Raw genomic sequence first — 16,755 nt, 5'->3', positions numbered from 1 at the left:
ACCATGACGGAAGAACACCGCTTCGGGTTTCGCACCAGGGCACTCCACGCCGGCGGAACCCCTGACGCCTCTACCGGCGCCAGAGCGGTGCCGATCTATCAGACGACGTCGTTCGTGTTCGACGATGCGGCGGATGCGGGCAACCTCTTCGCGCTGCAGAAGTACGGCAACATCTACTCACGGATCGGGAATCCCACGGTCGCTGCTCTCGAGGAGCGCCTGGCTTCCCTCGAAGGCGGCATCGGCGCTGTCGCGACCGCCTCGGGAATGAGTGCGGAGTTCATCACGTTCGCGGCTCTCGTCGGCGCGGGCGATCATGTCGTGGCCGCCGCGCAGCTGTACGGCGGCACCGTCACGCAGTTGGATGTGACGCTGCGCCGCTTCGGCGTGGAGACGACTTTCGTGGCCTCGACCGACCCCGAAGACTTCGCCGCCGCGATCCGTCCGGAGACGAAGGTCGTCTACGTCGAGATGATCGGCAATCCCTCGGGCGAGATCGCCGACGTCGAGGGACTGGCCGCGGTCGCCCACGCCGCCGGTGTGCCGCTCGTGGTCGACGCGACGCTGGCGACCCCATACCTTGCACGTCCGCTCGAGCACGGCGCCGACATCGTGATCCACTCCGTGACGAAGTTCCTCGGCGGGCACGGAACGACACTGGGCGGCATCGTCATCGAGAAGGGCACGTTCGACTGGGGGAACGGCAAGTTCCCGCAGATGACGGAACCCGTCGACTCGTACGGCGGCATCAAGTGGTGGGACAACTTCGGCGAGTACGGCTTCCTCACAAAGCTCCGGTCCGAGCAGCTGCGCGACATCGGCCCCGCACTCAGCCCGCAGTCGGCGTTCAATCTGCTCCAGGGCATCGAGACCCTTCCGCAGCGCATCGACGCCCACCTCGCGAACGCCCGCACGGTCGCCGACTGGCTGGCCTCCGACCCGCGAGTGGCGTATGTCACCTGGGCCGGACTCGAAGGGCACCCGCATCATGAGCGCGCGGCCAAGTACCTACCGCTCGGCCCGGGTTCGGTCTTCGCGTTCGGCGTCGCCGCGCAAGACGGTCGCGCGGCGGGCGAAACCCTGATCGAGAACCTGCAGCTGGCCTCGCACCTCGCGAACATCGGCGACGCCCGCACTCTCGTCATCCATCCGGCATCGACGACGCACCGTCAGCTCACCGGGGACCAGCTCGTCGCCGCGGGCGTGCGCCCGGACCTGATCCGCATCTCGGTCGGCCTGGAAGACGCCGACGACATCATCTGGGACCTCGACCAGGCCCTCACCACCGCGACAGGAGTGAACCGATGAGCGCGACAACCTCGGGCGATGCATGCGCGCTGCCCGCAGTGACGGATGTTGCGGCCTGCGCCCTGCCCGGTGCGACACCGAGCCTGCCGGGACGGACCTGGATCGGGCCGAGCCCGCAGGAGCGCTTCGGCCTGCTGCGACGCGCCACATCGATCGCGATCGTCGGGGCCTCGAACAACCCGGCACGCGCGTCGTACTTCGTGGCGACGTACCTGCTCTCCAGCACGGCCTACGACGTGTATCTGGTGAACCCGCGCGAGACCGAGATCCTCGGACGACCCGTCTACGCGACGCTGAGCGATCTGCCCGTGGTGCCCGACATCGTGGACGTGTTCCGTCGTCATGACGACCTTTCCGGCGTCGCACAGGAGGCGGTCGAGGTGGGAGCCCAGACCCTGTGGCTGCAGCTGGGGTCGTGGAACGAGGATGCGGCGGCCATCGCGGAGGGTGCGGGGCTGGGGGTCGTCATGGACCGCTGCATCAAGATCGAACACGCCCGATTCCACGGCGGACTGCACCTGGCGGGCTTCGACACGGGGGTGATCAGCTCACGGCGCCAGCTGCTCGCGAGATGAGCAGCCCCCGCGGCGAAGCCTAGACTGGCGGCATGCCCCTCATCGCGCTCACCGGCGGCATCGCCTCCGGGAAGTCGACCATCGCCCGGCGTCTGGCGGAGCACGGCGCCATCATCGTCGATGCCGATCAGATCGTGCGCGACGTGCAGTCGCCCGGCTCTCCGGTCCTCGGGCGGATCGCGCAGACCTTCGGCGCCGACGTCATCGCGCCGGACGGCTCCCTCGACAGGGCGGCGCTGGGGGCGAAGGTCTTCGGCGACCCCGACCTCCTCACCCAGCTGAACGCGATCGTCCACCCCGCTGTGCGCGAGGAATCGCAGCGACGATTCGACGGGGCCCTCCGCGACGACCCTGACGCCGTCATCGTCTACGACGTGCCGCTTCTGGTCGAGGCGCGGGTGGATGACCCGTGGGATCTCATCGTCGTCGCGCACGCGCCGGCCGACGTGCGCCGGCAGCGGCTCGTCGAACTGCGCGGCATGGCGGAGCGCGCGGCGCAGGACCGGATCGATGCCCAGGTCTCCGATGAGCGCCGACTCGCCATCGCCGATGTCGTGATCGACACGTCCGACACCCTGGAGCGCACACTCGAGCAGACGGATGCTCTCTGGGAGCGGATCAGCGCACAGTGACCTTCGCCGGTCACGCACCGGGCTCGCGCGAGTACCGGCGTCTCATCGTCGGACTGTTCTTCGCGGGTATCGCGACGTTCGCGCAGCTCTACTCCGCGCAGGCCGTGCTGCCGCAGATCTCCGCCGATCTCTTGGTCACCCCGGCCACAGCCGCGCTGAGCGTGTCGGCGGCGACCCTCGGCCTCGCGTTGGCGGTCATCCCGTGGTCGATGGTGGCCGATCGCATCGGTCGCGTGCCGGCGATGGCCACGGGCGTTCTCACGGCCACGGTGTTCGGTCTCTCCGCGCCGCTGAGCGGGGAGATCGCCATGCTCCTCGCCCTGCGATTCGCGGAGGGGGTGGCGCTGGGGGCCGTCCCCGCAGTGGCACTCGCGTACCTGAGCGAGGAGGTCGAGGCGCGACATGCGGCCGCGGCTGCGGGGAGTTACATCGCCGGAACCACTGTCGGTGGGCTGCTCGGCCGCATCGCGTCGGGCATCGTCGGGGAAGTCGGCGGATGGCGTTCCGGCATCCTCTCCGTCGCGGTGATGTGCGCGGTGGCGGCTGTGCTGTTCCTCTGCCTCACTCCCCGTGCCAGAGGGTTCGTTCCCGGACGTCTGCGCCAGGATCGCGGGCCGGGCATCCTGGAGAAGTTGCGCGCGCCGTTGCGCTCACCGCTGCAGTGGGCGCTGTACGCGCAGGGTTTTCTTCTGATGGGCGCCTTCGTCGCGGTGTACAACTACCTCGGCTTCCACCTCTCGGCTGAGCCGTTCGCTCTGCCCACCTGGCTGGTGACGCTGCTCTTCCTGGCCTATCTGGCAGGCACGCTCTCCTCGCCGTGGGCCGGCTCGCTCGCCTCGCGGGTCGGACGATTCCCGGTGCTGCTCGTGTCGATCGGCGTGATGGCCGCGGGCGCCGCCCTGCTGCTGGTCCCGGTGGCTGCGGTCGTGCTGCTGGGGCTGGTGCTCTTCACCGCCGGGTTCTTCGGAGCCCATGCCGTGGCCTCCGGGTGGACGCCTGTCGCCGCCGGTCCCGCGAGCAGGGCACAAGCCTCATCGCTGTACTACTTCGCCTACTACGCGGGATCGAGCCTGTTCGGGTGGATGCTCGGCCTGGTGTTCGGGGGTGGGAGCTGGGAGTGGTTCGTCGCCGTCATCGTCGCGATGTGTGCGGCCGCCGCCGTGGCCGCCGTCTCTGCGCTCCGCGGGGCTCCGAGCGGTCGACCGTCTTCCTGAGAGGATCTCATCATGCAGCAGCAGTTTCTCGACGCGTATGACAGCCAGCTCCGCACCGCCGCGGAGATCGCCGGTGCTTCGAGCACAGCCGTGCACGGACCACTCCTGCTGGCGACGTTCGCCGGGGGACGCGGCTTCGTGACGTACGCGGAGCTCGGTGACGTGGATGCGGATGACGTCGCGCTGCTGGTGGATGCCGCAGCCGATCATTTCCTCAGCCTCCCTGACATCGCTGAGGTCGAGTGGAAGACCCGTGGGCACGACCGGGCGCCCGGCCTGCATGATGCTCTCGTCGACCGCGGTTTCGTGCCGGAGGATCCGGAGTCGATCATGATCGGGGAGGCGCGCCTCCTCGCGCAGCAGGTCGACATCCCCGTGCAGGTGACGATCAGGCGGAGCCGCACCGACGACGAGGTGTTCGCGGCGGGCGAGATGCAGGGGCTCGTGTTCGATGATCCCGACTGGCGCTCGAGGGCGGGGGACCTCGTGGTGCGCCTGCGCGAAGATCCCTCGACCGAGCTGTGGATCGCCGTCGTCGACGATTTGGTGATCAGTGCAGGGCGTCTCCAACCGGTGGCGGGGACGGAGTTCGCCGGGCTCTGGGGTGGCGCCACCCTGCCGCAGTGGCGCGGCCGGGGGATCTACCGCGCACTCACGGCGGAACGGGCGCGGTCGGCGCTCGCCCACGGCATCCGGTATCTCCAGTCGGACTCCACCGAGTTCTCGCGCCCGATCCTGGAACGGTCGGGACTCCTGAAGGTGTCGACGACGACACCCTACGTCTGGACTCGACCAGCGGGCTGATCCCCGTGCGACGGCCTCGATGTCGGAGGGGCGGCATACGCTGGAGGTATGCAACCCACGCGCAGTGTCCGACCCTTCGAGGTCATCAGCGAGTATGAGCCGGCGGGCGATCAGCCGAAGGCCATCGCCGATCTGGCGGCGCGCATCAACGCGGGTGAGACCGACGTCGTGCTGCTCGGCGCGACGGGTACCGGAAAGTCCGCGACGACCGCCTGGCTGGTCGAGCAGGTCCAGCGCCCGACGCTCGTGCTCGCGCACAACAAGACCCTGGCCGCGCAGCTCGCGAACGAGTTCCGCGAGCTCATGCCGAACAATGCGGTCGAGTACTTCGTCTCGTACTACGACTACTACCAGCCCGAGGCCTACGTGCCCCAGACCGACACCTTCATCGAGAAGGACTCCTCGATCAACTCCGAGGTCGAGCGACTGCGGCACTCGACGACGAACTCGCTGCTGAGTCGACGCGACGTCATCGTCGTCTCGACCGTGTCCTGCATCTATGGACTCGGAGCACCGGAAGAGTATCTTCGAGCCATGGTCGCCCTGCAGGTGGGAGAGCGCTACGACCGCGACGCGCTCATCCGCCAGTTCATCGCGATGCAGTACAACCGCAACGACGTCGATTTCTCGCGAGGCAACTTCCGGGTGCGCGGCGACACCATCGAGATCATCCCGGTGTACGAAGAGCACGCCATCCGCATCGAGCTGTTCGGTGACGAGATCGAGGCGCTGTACTCGCTCCACCCGCTCACCGGAGAGGTCATCGAGAAGCTCGACGCCGTACCCATCTTCCCGGCCTCGCACTATGTGGCCGGTACCGACGTCATCCAGCGCTCCATCGGCACGATCGAGCACGAGCTGGAAGAGCGCCTGGCCGAGTTCGAGCGCCAGGGCAAGCTCCTCGAGGCCCAGCGCCTGCGCATGCGCACCACATTCGACCTCGAGATGCTGCAGCAGCTGGGTTTCTGCTCGGGAATCGAGAACTACTCGCGCCACATGGACGGCCGCATGCCGGGGGAGCCGCCGCACACGCTGCTCGACTTCTTCCCCGACGATTTCCTCCTGGTGATCGACGAGTCGCACGTCACCGTGCCGCAGATCGGCGCCATGTACGAGGGCGACGCGTCCCGCAAGCGCACGCTCGTCGATCACGGCTTCCGCCTGCCGAGCGCGATGGACAACCGTCCGCTGCGCTGGGACGAGTTCAAGAACCGCATCGGGCAGACCGTCTACCTCTCGGCGACCCCCGGCAAGTACGAGATGGGGATCGCCGACGGCATCGTCGAGCAGATCATCCGTCCGACCGGCCTCGTCGACCCGCACATCGTGGTGAAGCCGTCGAAGGGTCAGATCGACGACCTGCTCGAGGAGATCCGTGTGCGGGTCGAGCGTGACGAGCGCGTGCTCGTCACGACCCTCACGAAGAAGATGGCGGAGGAGCTCACCGACTTCCTCGGCGAGCACGGGGTACGGGTGCGCTACCTGCACTCCGACGTCGACACGTTGCGTCGCGTGGAGCTGCTCAGCGAACTGCGCGCCGGCGTGTACGACGTGCTCGTGGGCATCAACCTCCTGCGTGAAGGCCTTGACCTTCCCGAGGTCTCCCTGGTCGCGATCCTCGATGCCGACAAGGAAGGGTTCCTGCGATCGGGCACCTCCCTGATCCAGACCATCGGTCGCGCGGCCCGAAACGTGTCCGGCGAGGTGCACATGTACGCCGACAAGATGACCGACTCGATGACGAAGGCGATCGAAGAGACCGACCGTCGCCGCGAGAAGCAGGTGGCGTACAACAAAGAGCACGGCATCGATCCGCAGCCGCTCCGCAAGCGCATCGCGGACATCACGGAAGTGCTGGCTCGTGAGGGTGCAGACACGGCGGAGATGCTGTCGGGTCGAGGTCGTGCGACGGGCAAGGGCAAGTCGCCGACACCCAACCTGCGCCGTACGGGCATCGCAGCGGAGGGGGCGCAGCAGCTCGAGGCCACGATCCAGGATCTGTCCGATCAGATGCTCGCGGCCGCGGCAGAGTTGAAGTTCGAGCTCGCCGGGCGTCTGCGCGACGAGGTGCAGGATCTCAAGAAAGAGCTCCGCGCCATGGAGCGCGCCGGACACGCATAGGCAGGGGCTGACCGATGGATGCTGCGGGGAACGAACTCGCCGACCGGGTGCGTGCCCTGTTGGGGGCGGACACCGAGATCGAAGAGCGGCGCATGTTCGGCACCAGAGCGTTCCTCGATCACGGCCACATCCTCGTCGGTGCGCGTCCTGGAGGAGTGCTGCTGGTGCGCGTCGACGACGAAAGCGGTGCCGCACTGCTCACGGAACCGGGAGCAGCCCGCGCGGTGATGGGGGCGCGCACCATGAGCTCGGGGTGGCTCGACGTGGTGCCCGGTGCCATCGAAGATGACACGGCACTCATGTTCTGGCTCGACGTCGCGCGGGAGTCGGCGGGCTCGCCGGATGAGGAGCCAGAACAGGACTGACGCTACGGGCAGTGCACCAGGGTCTTGGGTCCGGTGCGGTCGATCTCGTGCTGCGTCATCGGGGCGCCGCAGAGAGGGCAGGCGCGTTCGGCGCGTTCGGCAGCGCTGGGCGGCGGAGTCTTCTCGTACGGACCGACCGAGGCGGGTCCGGCGAACCGGATGAGGTTCGTGTTCACCCAGGAGTACAGTCCTCCTGCTTCGCGGATGCGAGTGCGGAGGGGTGGGCGTTCGGAATCCTGTGCCATGTTCGTTAGTGTACTAACTATTAGTGCAGATGTATAGTCTCCCTTGTGACAGCTTCCGACGACCTGCTCCGGCTCGAGAACCAGCTCTGCTTCGCCCTGGTGACTGCGGCGCGCAATGTCGTCGCCCTGTACCGCCCCATCCTCGAGCCGTTGGGCCTCACACATCCGCAGTATCTGGTCATGCTGGCGCTGTGGGAGCGGGCCCCGCGTACCCTCAACGACCTGGCGATCGATCTGGCCATGGAACCGGCGACCGCATCGCCCTTGGTGAAGCGGCTCGAAGCCGAGGGGCTGGTCGCGCGTCAGCGCAGCAGCGAGGATGAGCGTCGTCTGGAGATCACGCTCACGCCGACAGGTTCGGCCCTGCGTGAACGGGCGGTCGACGTTCCGCATCAGGTCATGGCGGCGGTCGGCATGGGCGTCGACGAGATCGCGGCGCTCCGGGATGGTCTCGGCCCTTTCGCCGGGCGGCGTCCTGATCTCGGCTGACGAGTCCTCCGCTTCACCGTTGCACCCCAGCGATGACCTCGAGGCGGGGGAGTGGCCCCTAGGGTGGAGGCATGTCGCGCTCCGAGCCCTCGGCCCCGGAGCAGGAGCGTGCCGGGCTGGATCGGCCATGGCTGCGGCTTCTGCTCCCGCTGATCGCGATCGCCGGCTTCTTCGCGATGATCATGTTCGCCGCGGCCGCGCAGGGGCTTCCGCAATTCGGCGGATGGTTCAACGACACCGAGGAGCGGGCGGGCGACGACGTCCTGCCCACCGCGCCGGCGGAGACCGCACCTCCACCGTTGGACCCTCCGGACGATTCACCATTGCTCGTGATCATCGGCTACATCCTTGCCGCCGTCGTGATCGCCGCTGTGCTCACGATGGCGTACTTCGGCGTGCGACTCCTGATCCGCTACCTCGTGGGGCTGTGGCGTGACCGTCCGCTCGGGCGCCGGGAGGCGACACCGGTCGATGTCCAGGTCGTGACCGCGCCCGCGACGGATGTCGAGCCGGACGATGCCAGGATTCGGCGCGGAATCGCCGAGGCGCTGCGCACGATCGAGGACCGACCCGTGCCGGGCGACAGCATCGTGGCGGCCTGGGTGGGTCTGGAGGAGTCGGCTGCGGATGCCGGTGCCGGGCGAAGCGTCAATGAGACGCCGTCGGAGTTCACCGTGCGAATCATCGGCCGACGCGCCGGAATCGCCGCCGACGTCGTCACCCTGCTCGCCCTCTACGAACACGTCCGATTCGGCGGCCACGATGCCGACGAGAGCGATCGGGCCCGAGCCTCCGAGTGTCTCCGCGGCATCCAGGAGGGGTGGCGATGAAAAGACGGATGCTGGTCTGGGGCATCGGCGGCGTTGTCGCCCTGGCAATGCTCCTCGTGCTCGGACAGCTGGGCTTCCCCGCACCGTTCGTGCTCGCGTGGGTGATTATCCTCGTGGCGGTCGTCCTCGCCTGTCGCCAGGAGTTCATCGAGATCGGACCGGTGTGGCCTCCCGAGAAGCCGAGCCGCGGCTCGCGCGGCTCCGAGGTGTCACGCATGGCCTGGGCGATCAACACTCGCACCGGTGTGGCCGGCCACGTCGTGGTGCGCAGAGTGCAGAGTGTGCTGAGGAGGCGACTCGCCCTGCACGGACTCGACCTCGACGACCCCGCACAGCACGCCCGCATCGACGCTCTCCTCGGCGAGGGAGTGCGTGACGCGCTGCACCGTCGCGAAGTGCAGCGCACCGACATCGAGATCGTGCTCGACGCGATCGACCGCATCCCGAACGACACGGAGGAAACCGGATGAGCAGCCAGGAGACCACGCAGATCGCCGATACCGGGCGTCGAATCCTCGACAGTGTCCGCGGTGCCGTCGTCGGGATGGACGAGCCTCTCACAATCGCCCTCGCGGCGATCCTCGCGGGCGGCCACGTGCTCTTCGAGGACGTTCCCGGGTTGGGCAAGACGCTCGCGGCGCGGAGTCTGGCGTCCGCGCTCGGCCTCGATTTCCGACGCCTGCAGTGCACTCCGGACATGCTCCCCGGCGATGTCACCGGCTCCTACGTCTACGCACCGGCCAGCGGCGACTTCGTCTTCCGGCCCGGCCCGATCTTCACCGGTCTGCTCCTCGCCGATGAGGTGAACCGCACCACCCCCAAGACCCAGTCGGCGATGTTGGAGGCCATGGCGGAGCATCAGGTCACGGTCGAGGGCAACAGCTTCCCGCTGCCGCTGCCGTTCCACGTGATCGCGACTTCGAACCCGATCGAGTACGAGGGCACGTACGCGCTTCCCGAGGCGCAGCTCGACCGTTTCATGGTGCGCCTCGCCGTCGGCTATCCCGAGCCGGAGGATGAGACGCGCATCATCCTGGACCGCGTGCGCCGGCAGAGTCCCGACGTCTCCGTCGACCCGGTCGTCGATGGAGCGGGTCTACTCGCGATCCAGGCGGCCGTCGAGAGGATCCATGTCGACGCCGATGTCGCCAGATACTGCGTGGAGCTGACGAAGGCCACGCGGAATGCGACCCATGTCGCCGTCGGAGCCTCGCCGCGCGGGTCGCAGTCCCTCGTGCTTCTCGGGCGCGCGCTCGCGGCGCTGGATGGTCGGGACTATGTGCGGCCGGACGACATCAAGCGCATCGCGGAACCCGTCCTCGCGCACCGCCTCACGCTGACGCCGCAGGCCTGGGCTCAGGGAGTCGACCCCCGGTCCGTCGTGGCCTCGGTGGTCGAGGCCACTCCCGTACCGCCGACCGTCGCCGCGGTGCGGTGACCGCGCCGGTCCGCGTCACGGCGCGTTCCCCTGTGCGGTGGACCCGGACGCCCGTGATCGCGATCGGGGTCGCCGCCTCGGCGATCCTTGCAGCGGTGGGTCTCGTCTTCTCACGCCCCGATGTGATCGGCATCGGGCTTCCGCTCGCCCTGGCGACGGCGTGGATGCTGATGCGGCGCCCCCGTGACTCGGCGATGTCGATCGAGCTGCGTGCGCATCCGGAGGATTCCGAAGACTCGTCGGAGGTCGTGGCGGTGGTGGACGCGGTCCTCGACGGCGACTGGCTCCAGGTCGCGATCGATCAGGAAGACATGCGGTCGGGGGTCGCGGATGTGAAGCCCGGACGTGCGATCTTCACGGCCCGCGATCGTGTGCAGCACTCCGGTCCGGTGGAGTTGCTCGGAGTGACCGTCCGTGGAGTCGCCCTCGACGGCGCATGGGTCTCGGAGGCCGGGCCCCGCGTCGTGCTGACGTGGAACACGCCGCCGAGGCACGTCCCGATCGGACGACTCCCGGTCGCGCCGCGGCTGACGGGGCTGCACGGTTCCCACGAGGGCTCGCGACCCGGCCAGGGCGGCGACTTCCGCGACATCCATCCGTTCGCGCCCGGCGACGAGCTGCGCCGGGTCGACTGGCGCGCCACGGCACGCGCCGCCCGCCGCCCCGGGGAACTTCTCGTGCGGCGCACCGCCACGCTCAGCGATTCCTCGGTGGTGATCGCGGTCGACACCGCGGAGGACCTCGGAACCGCGGTCGCGTCCTGGGGAGCGGATGACGCCGACCGATCGGGGACCACCTCGCTGGATCTCGCGCGCGAGGCGGCGCTGTCCATCGCCACCGCGGCGGTCGGCATCGGCGATCGCGTGGCGTACCACGCGTTGTCACTCCGGGGCCGCAGCCTCCCGGCCGGTGGCGGCCCGCGTCATCTCGCGCGCGTGCGCGATGTGATCGCGGCGACCGGTCAGAGCGAGGAGGACTCACGCTACCGACGGTCTCCCGTCATACCGACGGGATCCATCGTCTTCGTGCTCTCCACGTTCTTCGACGGGGTCGCCGCGCAACTGGCCACGCGGTGGCGGGCGGCGGGCCACGCCGTGGTCGCGGTCGACGTGCTCCCCAGCCCCGACGAGAGCCGGCTCACCCGTGAGCAGCGCATCGCACTGCGCACGCTGCTCGCAGAGCGCTCCGACATCCTCGTCGAGCTCCGGCACGCCGGGGTCGAGGTGGTCGCGTGGACGGATCCCGATGTCGACGTCGCGATGCGGCTCGCGGCCCTTCGACAGCAACGCGTGCGGACGGTGCGGCGATGAGGCGTGCTCTCCGTTCGTTCCGGGTGCGAGCCGCCGTTCCAGGGGTCGTCGTCCGCCTCATGGTCGTCGTGCTCGTGTGGGGAGGAGCGGTCGTGCTCGTTCCCTTCCCGCTGTGGCAGGGAGTGGCGGTGATCGCCGCGCTCCTCGCGGTCGTGCTCCCGCGATCCCTGGCAGCGTGGGTGGGCGCCGCGTGTCTCGCGTTCGGGGTGCTCCTGACCGAGCCGGATCCCGGGCGTACAGCCCTCGCCGTGCTGCTGGTCCCCGCGATCCACGTCCTCGCATCGCTCAGCCTGGTGATCCCGATCTCCTCGCATGTCGGCCTCGCCGTGCTGGGCCCGAGTCTCGCGCGCTTCCTCGTCATCCAGCTGCTGGCACAGCCCGTCGTCTTCGGGGTGTGGCTGCTGGCGCCGTCGAACATCGACCACGGGATCGTCTGGCTCGCACCGCTCGCCGCAGTGGGACTCGCGTTCGGGGTGCTGCTCGCCCTGCGGGCGGTCCGGAGGTCGGATGCGCTGCCGCAGACGGGCCCGTCGTCAGGAGCGGAACAGGGTTCCGACCGTCCTCGCGGAGCCAATGTCCGTGGCCCCTCGTAGACTTGTTCGGTGCCCATCGTCCCCGTTGCCTCCTCCGGAAAACTCAGTGTCCGCGGTGCCCGCGTCCACAACCTCAAGAACGTCGACATCGACATTCCGCGCGACTCCCTCGTCGTGTTCACCGGCCTGTCCGGATCGGGAAAGTCCAGTCTCGCGTTCGACACGATCTTCGCCGAGGGGCAGCGTCGCTACGTCGAATCGCTGAGCGCGTACGCGCGCCAGTTCCTCGGCCAGGTCGATCGACCAGACGTCGATTTCATCGAGGGCCTGAGCCCCGCCGTCTCGATCGACCAGAAGTCGACCAACCGCAACCCGCGGTCGACCGTCGGCACGATCACCGAGATCTACGACTACATGCGTCTGCTCTGGGCGCGTATCGGCATCCCGCACTGCCCCGAATGCGGTGAGCGGATCCAGCGTCAGACGGTGCAGCAGATCGCCGACCAGCTCATGGAGCTCCCCGAGCGCACGCGCTACCAGGTGGTCGCGCCGATCGTGTCGCAGAAGAAGGGCGAGTTCGTCGACCTGTTCCGCGAGCTCGGCGCGAAGGGCTACTCACGCGCGATCGTCGACGGAGATCTCATCCAGCTTGCCGAGCCGCCCACGCTGAAGAAGAGCTACAAGCACGACATCGCGGTGGTGGTCGACCGGCTGGTCGCCTCCGACGACATCCTCGGCCGCGTCACAGACTCGGTCGAGACCGCTCTCGGGCTCGCGGGCGGCGTGGTGCAGATCAACTACGTCGACGGCGAGGGCGACGACGCATGGCAGACCTTCTCCGAGAAGCTGGCCTGCCCGAACGGCCATGCCCTCACGCTCACCGAGATCGAACCGCGCACGTTCTCGTTCAACGCGCCGTTCGGCGCGTGCCCTGCATGCTCAGGCCTCGGCACGCGCATGTCGGTCGACGTCGATCTGATGCTCGGCGATGAAGACCTCTCGATCCGCGAGGGCGTCATCATCCCGTGGACCACTCAGGGCAAGGGCCTGTTCCAGTACTACGAGCGGCTGCTGGAGGGACTCTCGAACGACCTCGACTTCTCGCTCGACACCCCCTGGCGCAAACTCCACTCCGATGTGCAGAACGCGGTGCTGCGCGGTGAGAACTACAAGGTCTCCGTCAAGTGGAAGAACCGTTACGGCCGCGAGATGCGCTACACATCCGGGTTCGAGGGTGTGGTTCCGTACATCGAGCGGCAGTACCTGCAGGCCGAGTCGGACAACCAGCGCAATCGCTGGGGCGAGTACCTTCGCGAGGTGCCGTGCCCGGTGTGCGACGGCAACCGCCTCAAGCCGGAGGTCCTGGCCGTGCAGGTGCACGGTCACTCGATCGCCGAGGTCTCTCATCTCAGCCTGGCCGACGCGCGTGCGTTCATGGAGACCCTCACGCTCACCGACCGCGAGGCGAAGATCGCAGCGCAGGTGCTCCGCGAGATCCGTCTCCGCCTCGACTTCCTGCTGCAGGTCGGTCTTTCCTACCTCAACCTCAGCCGCTCGGCGGGATCCCTGTCCGGTGGAGAGGCGCAGCGCATCCGCCTGGCCACGCAGATCGGCTCCGGTCTGACCGGCGTGCTCTACGTGCTCGACGAGCCGTCGATCGGTCTGCACCAGCGTGACAACCGGCGTCTCATCGACACCCTGCTGAAGCTGCGCGACCTCGGCAACACGCTGATCGTGGTGGAGCACGACGAAGAGACCATCGAAGCGGCGGACTGGGTCGTCGATATCGGCCCCGGCGCCGGCGTCAACGGCGGTGAGGTCGTGCACTCGGGTCCGTACTCGGCGCTCCTCAATGACAGCGCGTCGATGACGGGCGAGTACCTCTCGGGTCGTCGCGAGATCCCCATGCCGACGAAGCGCCGCAAGATCGACAAGAAGCGGATGCTGAGCGTCGTGGGCGCCCGTGCGAACAACCTCCGCAACGTCACGGCCGACTTCCCCCTCGGTGTGCTCACCGCGGTCACCGGGGTCAGCGGATCCGGCAAATCGTCGCTCGTCAACGACATCCTCTACCAGGTGCTGGCGTCTCGGTTGAACGGTGCGCGCACCGTCCCCGGCAAGCACACGCGGGTGACCGGGCTCGACAACCTCGACAAGGTCGTGCACGTCGACCAGGCGCCGATCGGCCGCACCCCGAGGTCGAACCCGGCGACGTACACCGGCGTGTTCGACCGCATCCGCACGCTCTTCAGCGAGACACCGGAGGCGAAGGTCCGCGGCTACCAGCCCGGCCGATTCAGCTTCAACGTCAAGGGCGGTCGCTGCGAGGCGTGCTCGGGCGACGGCACGATCAAGATCGAGATGAACTTCCTGCCCGACGTGTACGTCGACTGCGAGGTCTGCCACGGCAAGCGCTACAACCGCGACACGCTCGCCGTGCACTACAAAGGCAAGAACATCGCCGAGGTGCTCGAGATGCCGATCGAAGAGGCAGCCGACTTCTTCGAGCCCATCCAGGCGATCCACCGCTACATGAAGACGCTCGTCGATGTCGGGCTCGGCTACGTGCGGCTCGGCCAGTCGGCGACGACGCTCTCCGGTGGCGAGGCGCAGCGCGTCAAGCTGGCGACCGAGCTCCAGCGCCGCAGCAACGGTCGCAGCATCTACGTGCTCGACGAGCCGACGACGGGGCTGCACTTCGAAGATGTCCGCAAGCTCCTCGAGGTCCTCAACGGCCTGGTCGACAAGGGCAACACCGTGATCGTCATCGAGCACAACCTCGATGTGATCAAGTCCGCCGACTGGGTGATCGACCTCGGTCCCGAGGGCGGCTCCGGCGGTGGCCAGATCATCGCCACGGGCACTCCGGAGCAGATCGCCCGCGTCGAGGCGAGCCACACCGGGTTGTTCCTCGGCGAGATCCTGGGTGAGGGGCGTTCCGCGCGGAAGGCCAGCTGATGGCTGACGTGCTGTCGTACAAGCCGCGGCCGGGGGAGATTCCCACCGACCCCGGCGTGTACCGCTTCCGTGACTCCGCCGGCCGGGTGCTGTACGTGGGCAAGGCGAAGAATCTGCGTCAGCGGCTGTCGAACTACTTCGCCCCGCTGCGCACGCTGCATGAGCGCACCCGTCGTATGGTCACCACTGCGTCTTCCGTCGAGTGGACGGTGGTGTCGACCGACGTCGACTCGCTGCAACTCGAGTACATGTGGATCAAGGAGTTCGATCCGCCGTTCAACGTGCGCTACAAGGACGACAAGTCGTACCCGTTCATGGCGGTGACGCTCGCCGACGAAGCACCACGTGTGATCGTGACACGCAACCGCAAGATCCCCGGAGCGCGGTACTTCGGTCCCTTCCCGAAGGTGTGGGCGGTGCACGAGACGATCGACCTGATGATCAAGGCTTTTCCGATCCGCACGTGCAGCGACTCCAGCTACCGACGCGCCATGCAGACCGGCAGGCCGTGCTTCCCCGGTCAGATCGGCAAGTGCGGCGGCCCGTGCTCGATGACGGTGAGCATCGAGGAGCACCGCGCCATGGTCGACGACTTCGTCGCGTTCATGGCCGGGGGAGACGAGCGCTTCACCCGCGAGCTCACGAAGCGGATGCTGGCGGCGTCCGCGGCGATGGACTACGAGGCGGCGGCGAAGTACCGCGACAAGCTCTCTGCGATCGAGGCCGTTCTCGGCAAGAGCGCGCTCGTGCTTCCCAGCGACGAAGACGCCGACCTGTTCGGTATCGCCGAAGACGAGCTCGCCGCGGCGGTGCAGCACTTCGTGATCCGCGGCGGAAGGGTGCGCGGTGTGCGTGCCCTGACGATCGAGAAGGAGATCGACATCTCCAGCGGCGAGCTCGTCGAGCAGGTGCTGCAGCAGGCTTACGGCGAGGCTCAGGACGTTCCGCGCCGCATCCTGGTTCCCACCCTGCCCGATGACGCCGCCGAGCTCGAGGTGTGGCTGCGTGATCGGCGCGGCAAGAAGGTCGAGATCGCGGTCGCACAGCGCGGCCAGCGTGCCGACCTCATGCGCACGGCGACCTTGAACGCGCAGCAGGCGCTCATCCGCCACAAGACCCGTCGCACGACCGACTATGTCGCGCGAACCCAGGCCCTCACCGACCTGCAGGAGGCGCTCGGCATGGACGAGGCGCCGCTGCGCATCGAGTGCTTCGACATCTCGCACCTCGGTGGAACGAACGTCGTGGCCTCGATGGTGGTCTTCGAGGACGGCCTTCCCCGCAAGGACCAGTACCGGTCGTTCAACATCGCCGAGACGACGGACGACACCGACTCCATGTACCAGGTGCTCCGTCGTCGGCTGGCCTATCTCGATCGTCCCGAAGAGCCCGAGACCATCGATCCGACGACCGACGAGGTCGTCGCAGAGGATGTCGGCGAGGCGACGGTGCGTCGCAAGCCCCGTTTCGCCTACCCTCCGCAGCTCCTCCTGGTCGACGGCGGTCAGCCTCAGGTGGAAGCTGCGGCCCGTGCTCTCCGTGACGCCGGACACACCGAGATCGCGGTCTGCGGCATCGCGAAGCGGCTTGAGGAGGTCTGGCTTCCCGGCGAGGACTTCCCTGTGATCCTGCCCCGTACGAGTGAAGCCCTCTACCTGCTGCAGCGCCTGCGCGACGAAGCGCACCGGTTCGCGATCACTCATCAGCGCAAGAAGCGGCGCAACGACATCGGTTCGGTGCTCGCCGAGGTGCCCGGGCTCGGTGCCTCCCGCATCAAGGTGCTGCTCAAGCACTTCGGTTCGGTCACTGCGCTCCGTGCGGCCGAGCCGGGACAGATCGAAGAAGTTCAGGGGATCGGTCCGGTGCTCGCTCAGAACATCCACACGCACCTCTCCACTCGCTAGGCTGGAGGCCGAGGGGGAGAGGGAGCACT

16 protein-coding genes are annotated in these 16,755 nt (G+C 68.0%); 15 read left to right on the top strand and 1 reads right to left on the bottom strand.

What is annotated here, in order from left to right; translation table 11 throughout:
• Positions 1–3 precede the first annotated feature (3 nt).
• From ACFVWL_RS17610 to ACFVWL_RS17580, 7 genes are read left to right on the top strand one after another with little or no spacing between them, the layout of a single operon-like run.
• Entirely contained in the window at positions 4–1,308 is a 1,305-nt protein-coding gene (locus tag ACFVWL_RS17610) for an O-acetylhomoserine aminocarboxypropyltransferase/cysteine synthase family protein (protein WP_387185566.1), read from the top strand.
• A complete protein-coding gene (locus ACFVWL_RS17605; RefSeq protein WP_387185563.1) occupies positions 1,305–1,883 on the top strand; it encodes a CoA-binding protein in 579 nt (192 codons plus the stop codon). The genes ACFVWL_RS17610 and ACFVWL_RS17605 overlap by 4 nt, the downstream gene beginning before the upstream one ends.
• 32 nt (positions 1,884–1,915) lie before the next feature.
• Positions 1,916–2,515 (top strand): dephospho-CoA kinase, encoded by a 600-nt coding sequence (coaE, locus tag ACFVWL_RS17600; RefSeq protein WP_387185560.1) that lies wholly within the window; start codon positions 1,916–1,918, stop codon positions 2,513–2,515.
• Complete coding sequence (locus ACFVWL_RS17595; protein WP_387185557.1) at positions 2,512–3,729, top strand: MFS transporter; 1,218 nt, start codon at positions 2,512–2,514, stop codon at positions 3,727–3,729. The genes coaE and ACFVWL_RS17595 overlap by 4 nt, the downstream gene beginning before the upstream one ends.
• Before the next feature lie 12 nt (positions 3,730–3,741).
• On the top strand, positions 3,742–4,533 hold the full coding sequence (locus ACFVWL_RS17590) for a GNAT family N-acetyltransferase (RefSeq protein ID WP_387185554.1): 792 nt from the start codon (positions 3,742–3,744) through the stop codon (positions 4,531–4,533).
• A 48-nt stretch (positions 4,534–4,581) separates the two neighbouring features.
• Positions 4,582–6,654, top strand: coding sequence for an excinuclease ABC subunit UvrB (gene uvrB, locus ACFVWL_RS17585; protein WP_387185551.1), 2,073 nt, complete (start codon positions 4,582–4,584; stop codon positions 6,652–6,654).
• A 14-nt stretch (positions 6,655–6,668) separates the two neighbouring features.
• A complete protein-coding gene (locus tag ACFVWL_RS17580; RefSeq protein WP_387185548.1) occupies positions 6,669–7,019 on the top strand; it encodes a TfoX/Sxy family protein in 351 nt (116 codons plus the stop codon).
• 2 nt (positions 7,020–7,021) lie between these two features.
• On the opposite strand, the gene ACFVWL_RS17575 is transcribed toward ACFVWL_RS17580, so the two are convergent.
• On the bottom strand, positions 7,022–7,264 hold the full coding sequence (locus ACFVWL_RS17575; RefSeq protein WP_387185545.1) for a hypothetical protein: 243 nt from the start codon (positions 7,262–7,264) through the stop codon (positions 7,022–7,024).
• Positions 7,265–7,309: 45 nt separating this feature from the next.
• On the opposite strand from ACFVWL_RS17575, the gene ACFVWL_RS17570 reads away from it, so the two are divergent.
• From ACFVWL_RS17570 to uvrC, 8 genes are all read left to right on the top strand, one after another.
• On the top strand, positions 7,310–7,753 hold the full coding sequence (locus tag ACFVWL_RS17570) for a MarR family winged helix-turn-helix transcriptional regulator (RefSeq protein ID WP_387185542.1): 444 nt from the start codon (positions 7,310–7,312) through the stop codon (positions 7,751–7,753).
• A 71-nt stretch (positions 7,754–7,824) separates the two neighbouring features.
• Entirely contained in the window at positions 7,825–8,583 is a 759-nt protein-coding gene (locus tag ACFVWL_RS17565) for a DUF4129 domain-containing protein (protein WP_387185539.1), read from the top strand.
• On the top strand, positions 8,580–9,053 hold the full coding sequence (locus tag ACFVWL_RS17560; RefSeq protein WP_387185536.1) for a hypothetical protein: 474 nt from the start codon (positions 8,580–8,582) through the stop codon (positions 9,051–9,053). Before ACFVWL_RS17565 ends, ACFVWL_RS17560 begins: the two co-directional genes overlap by 4 nt.
• Positions 9,050–10,021, top strand: a complete 972-nt coding sequence (locus ACFVWL_RS17555) for an AAA family ATPase (protein ID WP_387185533.1) — start codon at positions 9,050–9,052, stop codon at positions 10,019–10,021. The genes ACFVWL_RS17560 and ACFVWL_RS17555 overlap by 4 nt, the downstream gene beginning before the upstream one ends.
• Complete coding sequence (locus ACFVWL_RS17550) at positions 10,018–11,331, top strand: DUF58 domain-containing protein (protein ID WP_387185531.1); 1,314 nt, start codon at positions 10,018–10,020, stop codon at positions 11,329–11,331. Before ACFVWL_RS17555 ends, ACFVWL_RS17550 begins: the two co-directional genes overlap by 4 nt.
• Complete coding sequence (locus tag ACFVWL_RS17545) at positions 11,328–11,924, top strand: hypothetical protein (RefSeq protein WP_387185528.1); 597 nt, start codon at positions 11,328–11,330, stop codon at positions 11,922–11,924. The genes ACFVWL_RS17550 and ACFVWL_RS17545 overlap by 4 nt, the downstream gene beginning before the upstream one ends.
• Positions 11,925–11,933: 9 nt before the next feature.
• Positions 11,934–14,822 carry an excinuclease ABC subunit UvrA gene (gene uvrA, locus ACFVWL_RS17540; protein ID WP_387185525.1) on the top strand — a complete coding sequence of 963 codons (2,889 nt, stop codon included), beginning with the start codon at positions 11,934–11,936 and terminating at the stop codon, positions 14,820–14,822.
• Positions 14,822–16,726: an excinuclease ABC subunit UvrC gene (uvrC, locus tag ACFVWL_RS17535; RefSeq protein ID WP_387185522.1), complete on the top strand. Its 1,905-nt coding sequence runs from the start codon at positions 14,822–14,824 to the stop codon at positions 16,724–16,726. Before uvrA ends, uvrC begins: the two co-directional genes overlap by 1 nt.
• Positions 16,727–16,755: the final 29 nt, after the last annotated feature.

The sequence above is a fragment of the Microbacterium sp. NPDC058269 genome (genome assembly GCF_042881445.1).
In the GTDB taxonomy this organism is placed as follows: domain Bacteria; phylum Actinomycetota; class Actinomycetes; order Actinomycetales; family Microbacteriaceae; genus Microbacterium.
This window is presented reverse-complemented; position numbering and strand designations above follow the sequence as displayed.

Excerpts from the sequence above, each read along its gene's own strand:
- ACFVWL_RS17610 (WP_387185566.1), top strand. The coding sequence starts at position 4 with ATGACGGAAGAACACCGCTTCGGGTTTCGCACCAGGGCACTCCACGCC.
- ACFVWL_RS17605 (WP_387185563.1), top strand. The coding sequence starts at position 1,305 with ATGAGCGCGACAACCTCGGGCGATGCATGCGCGCTGCCCGCAGTGACG.
- coaE (WP_387185560.1), top strand. The coding sequence starts at position 1,916 with ATGCCCCTCATCGCGCTCACCGGCGGCATCGCCTCCGGGAAGTCGACC.
- ACFVWL_RS17590 (WP_387185554.1), top strand. The coding sequence starts at position 3,742 with ATGCAGCAGCAGTTTCTCGACGCGTATGACAGCCAGCTCCGCACCGCC.
- uvrB (WP_387185551.1), top strand. The coding sequence starts at position 4,582 with ATGCAACCCACGCGCAGTGTCCGACCCTTCGAGGTCATCAGCGAGTAT.
- ACFVWL_RS17580 (WP_387185548.1), top strand. The coding sequence starts at position 6,669 with ATGGATGCTGCGGGGAACGAACTCGCCGACCGGGTGCGTGCCCTGTTG.
- ACFVWL_RS17575 (WP_387185545.1), bottom strand. The coding sequence starts at position 7,264 with ATGGCACAGGATTCCGAACGCCCACCCCTCCGCACTCGCATCCGCGAA.
- ACFVWL_RS17565 (WP_387185539.1), top strand. The coding sequence starts at position 7,825 with ATGTCGCGCTCCGAGCCCTCGGCCCCGGAGCAGGAGCGTGCCGGGCTG.
- ACFVWL_RS17560 (WP_387185536.1), top strand. The coding sequence starts at position 8,580 with ATGAAAAGACGGATGCTGGTCTGGGGCATCGGCGGCGTTGTCGCCCTG.
- ACFVWL_RS17555 (WP_387185533.1), top strand. The coding sequence starts at position 9,050 with ATGAGCAGCCAGGAGACCACGCAGATCGCCGATACCGGGCGTCGAATC.
- ACFVWL_RS17545 (WP_387185528.1), top strand. The coding sequence starts at position 11,328 with ATGAGGCGTGCTCTCCGTTCGTTCCGGGTGCGAGCCGCCGTTCCAGGG.
- uvrC (WP_387185522.1), top strand. The coding sequence starts at position 14,822 with ATGGCTGACGTGCTGTCGTACAAGCCGCGGCCGGGGGAGATTCCCACC.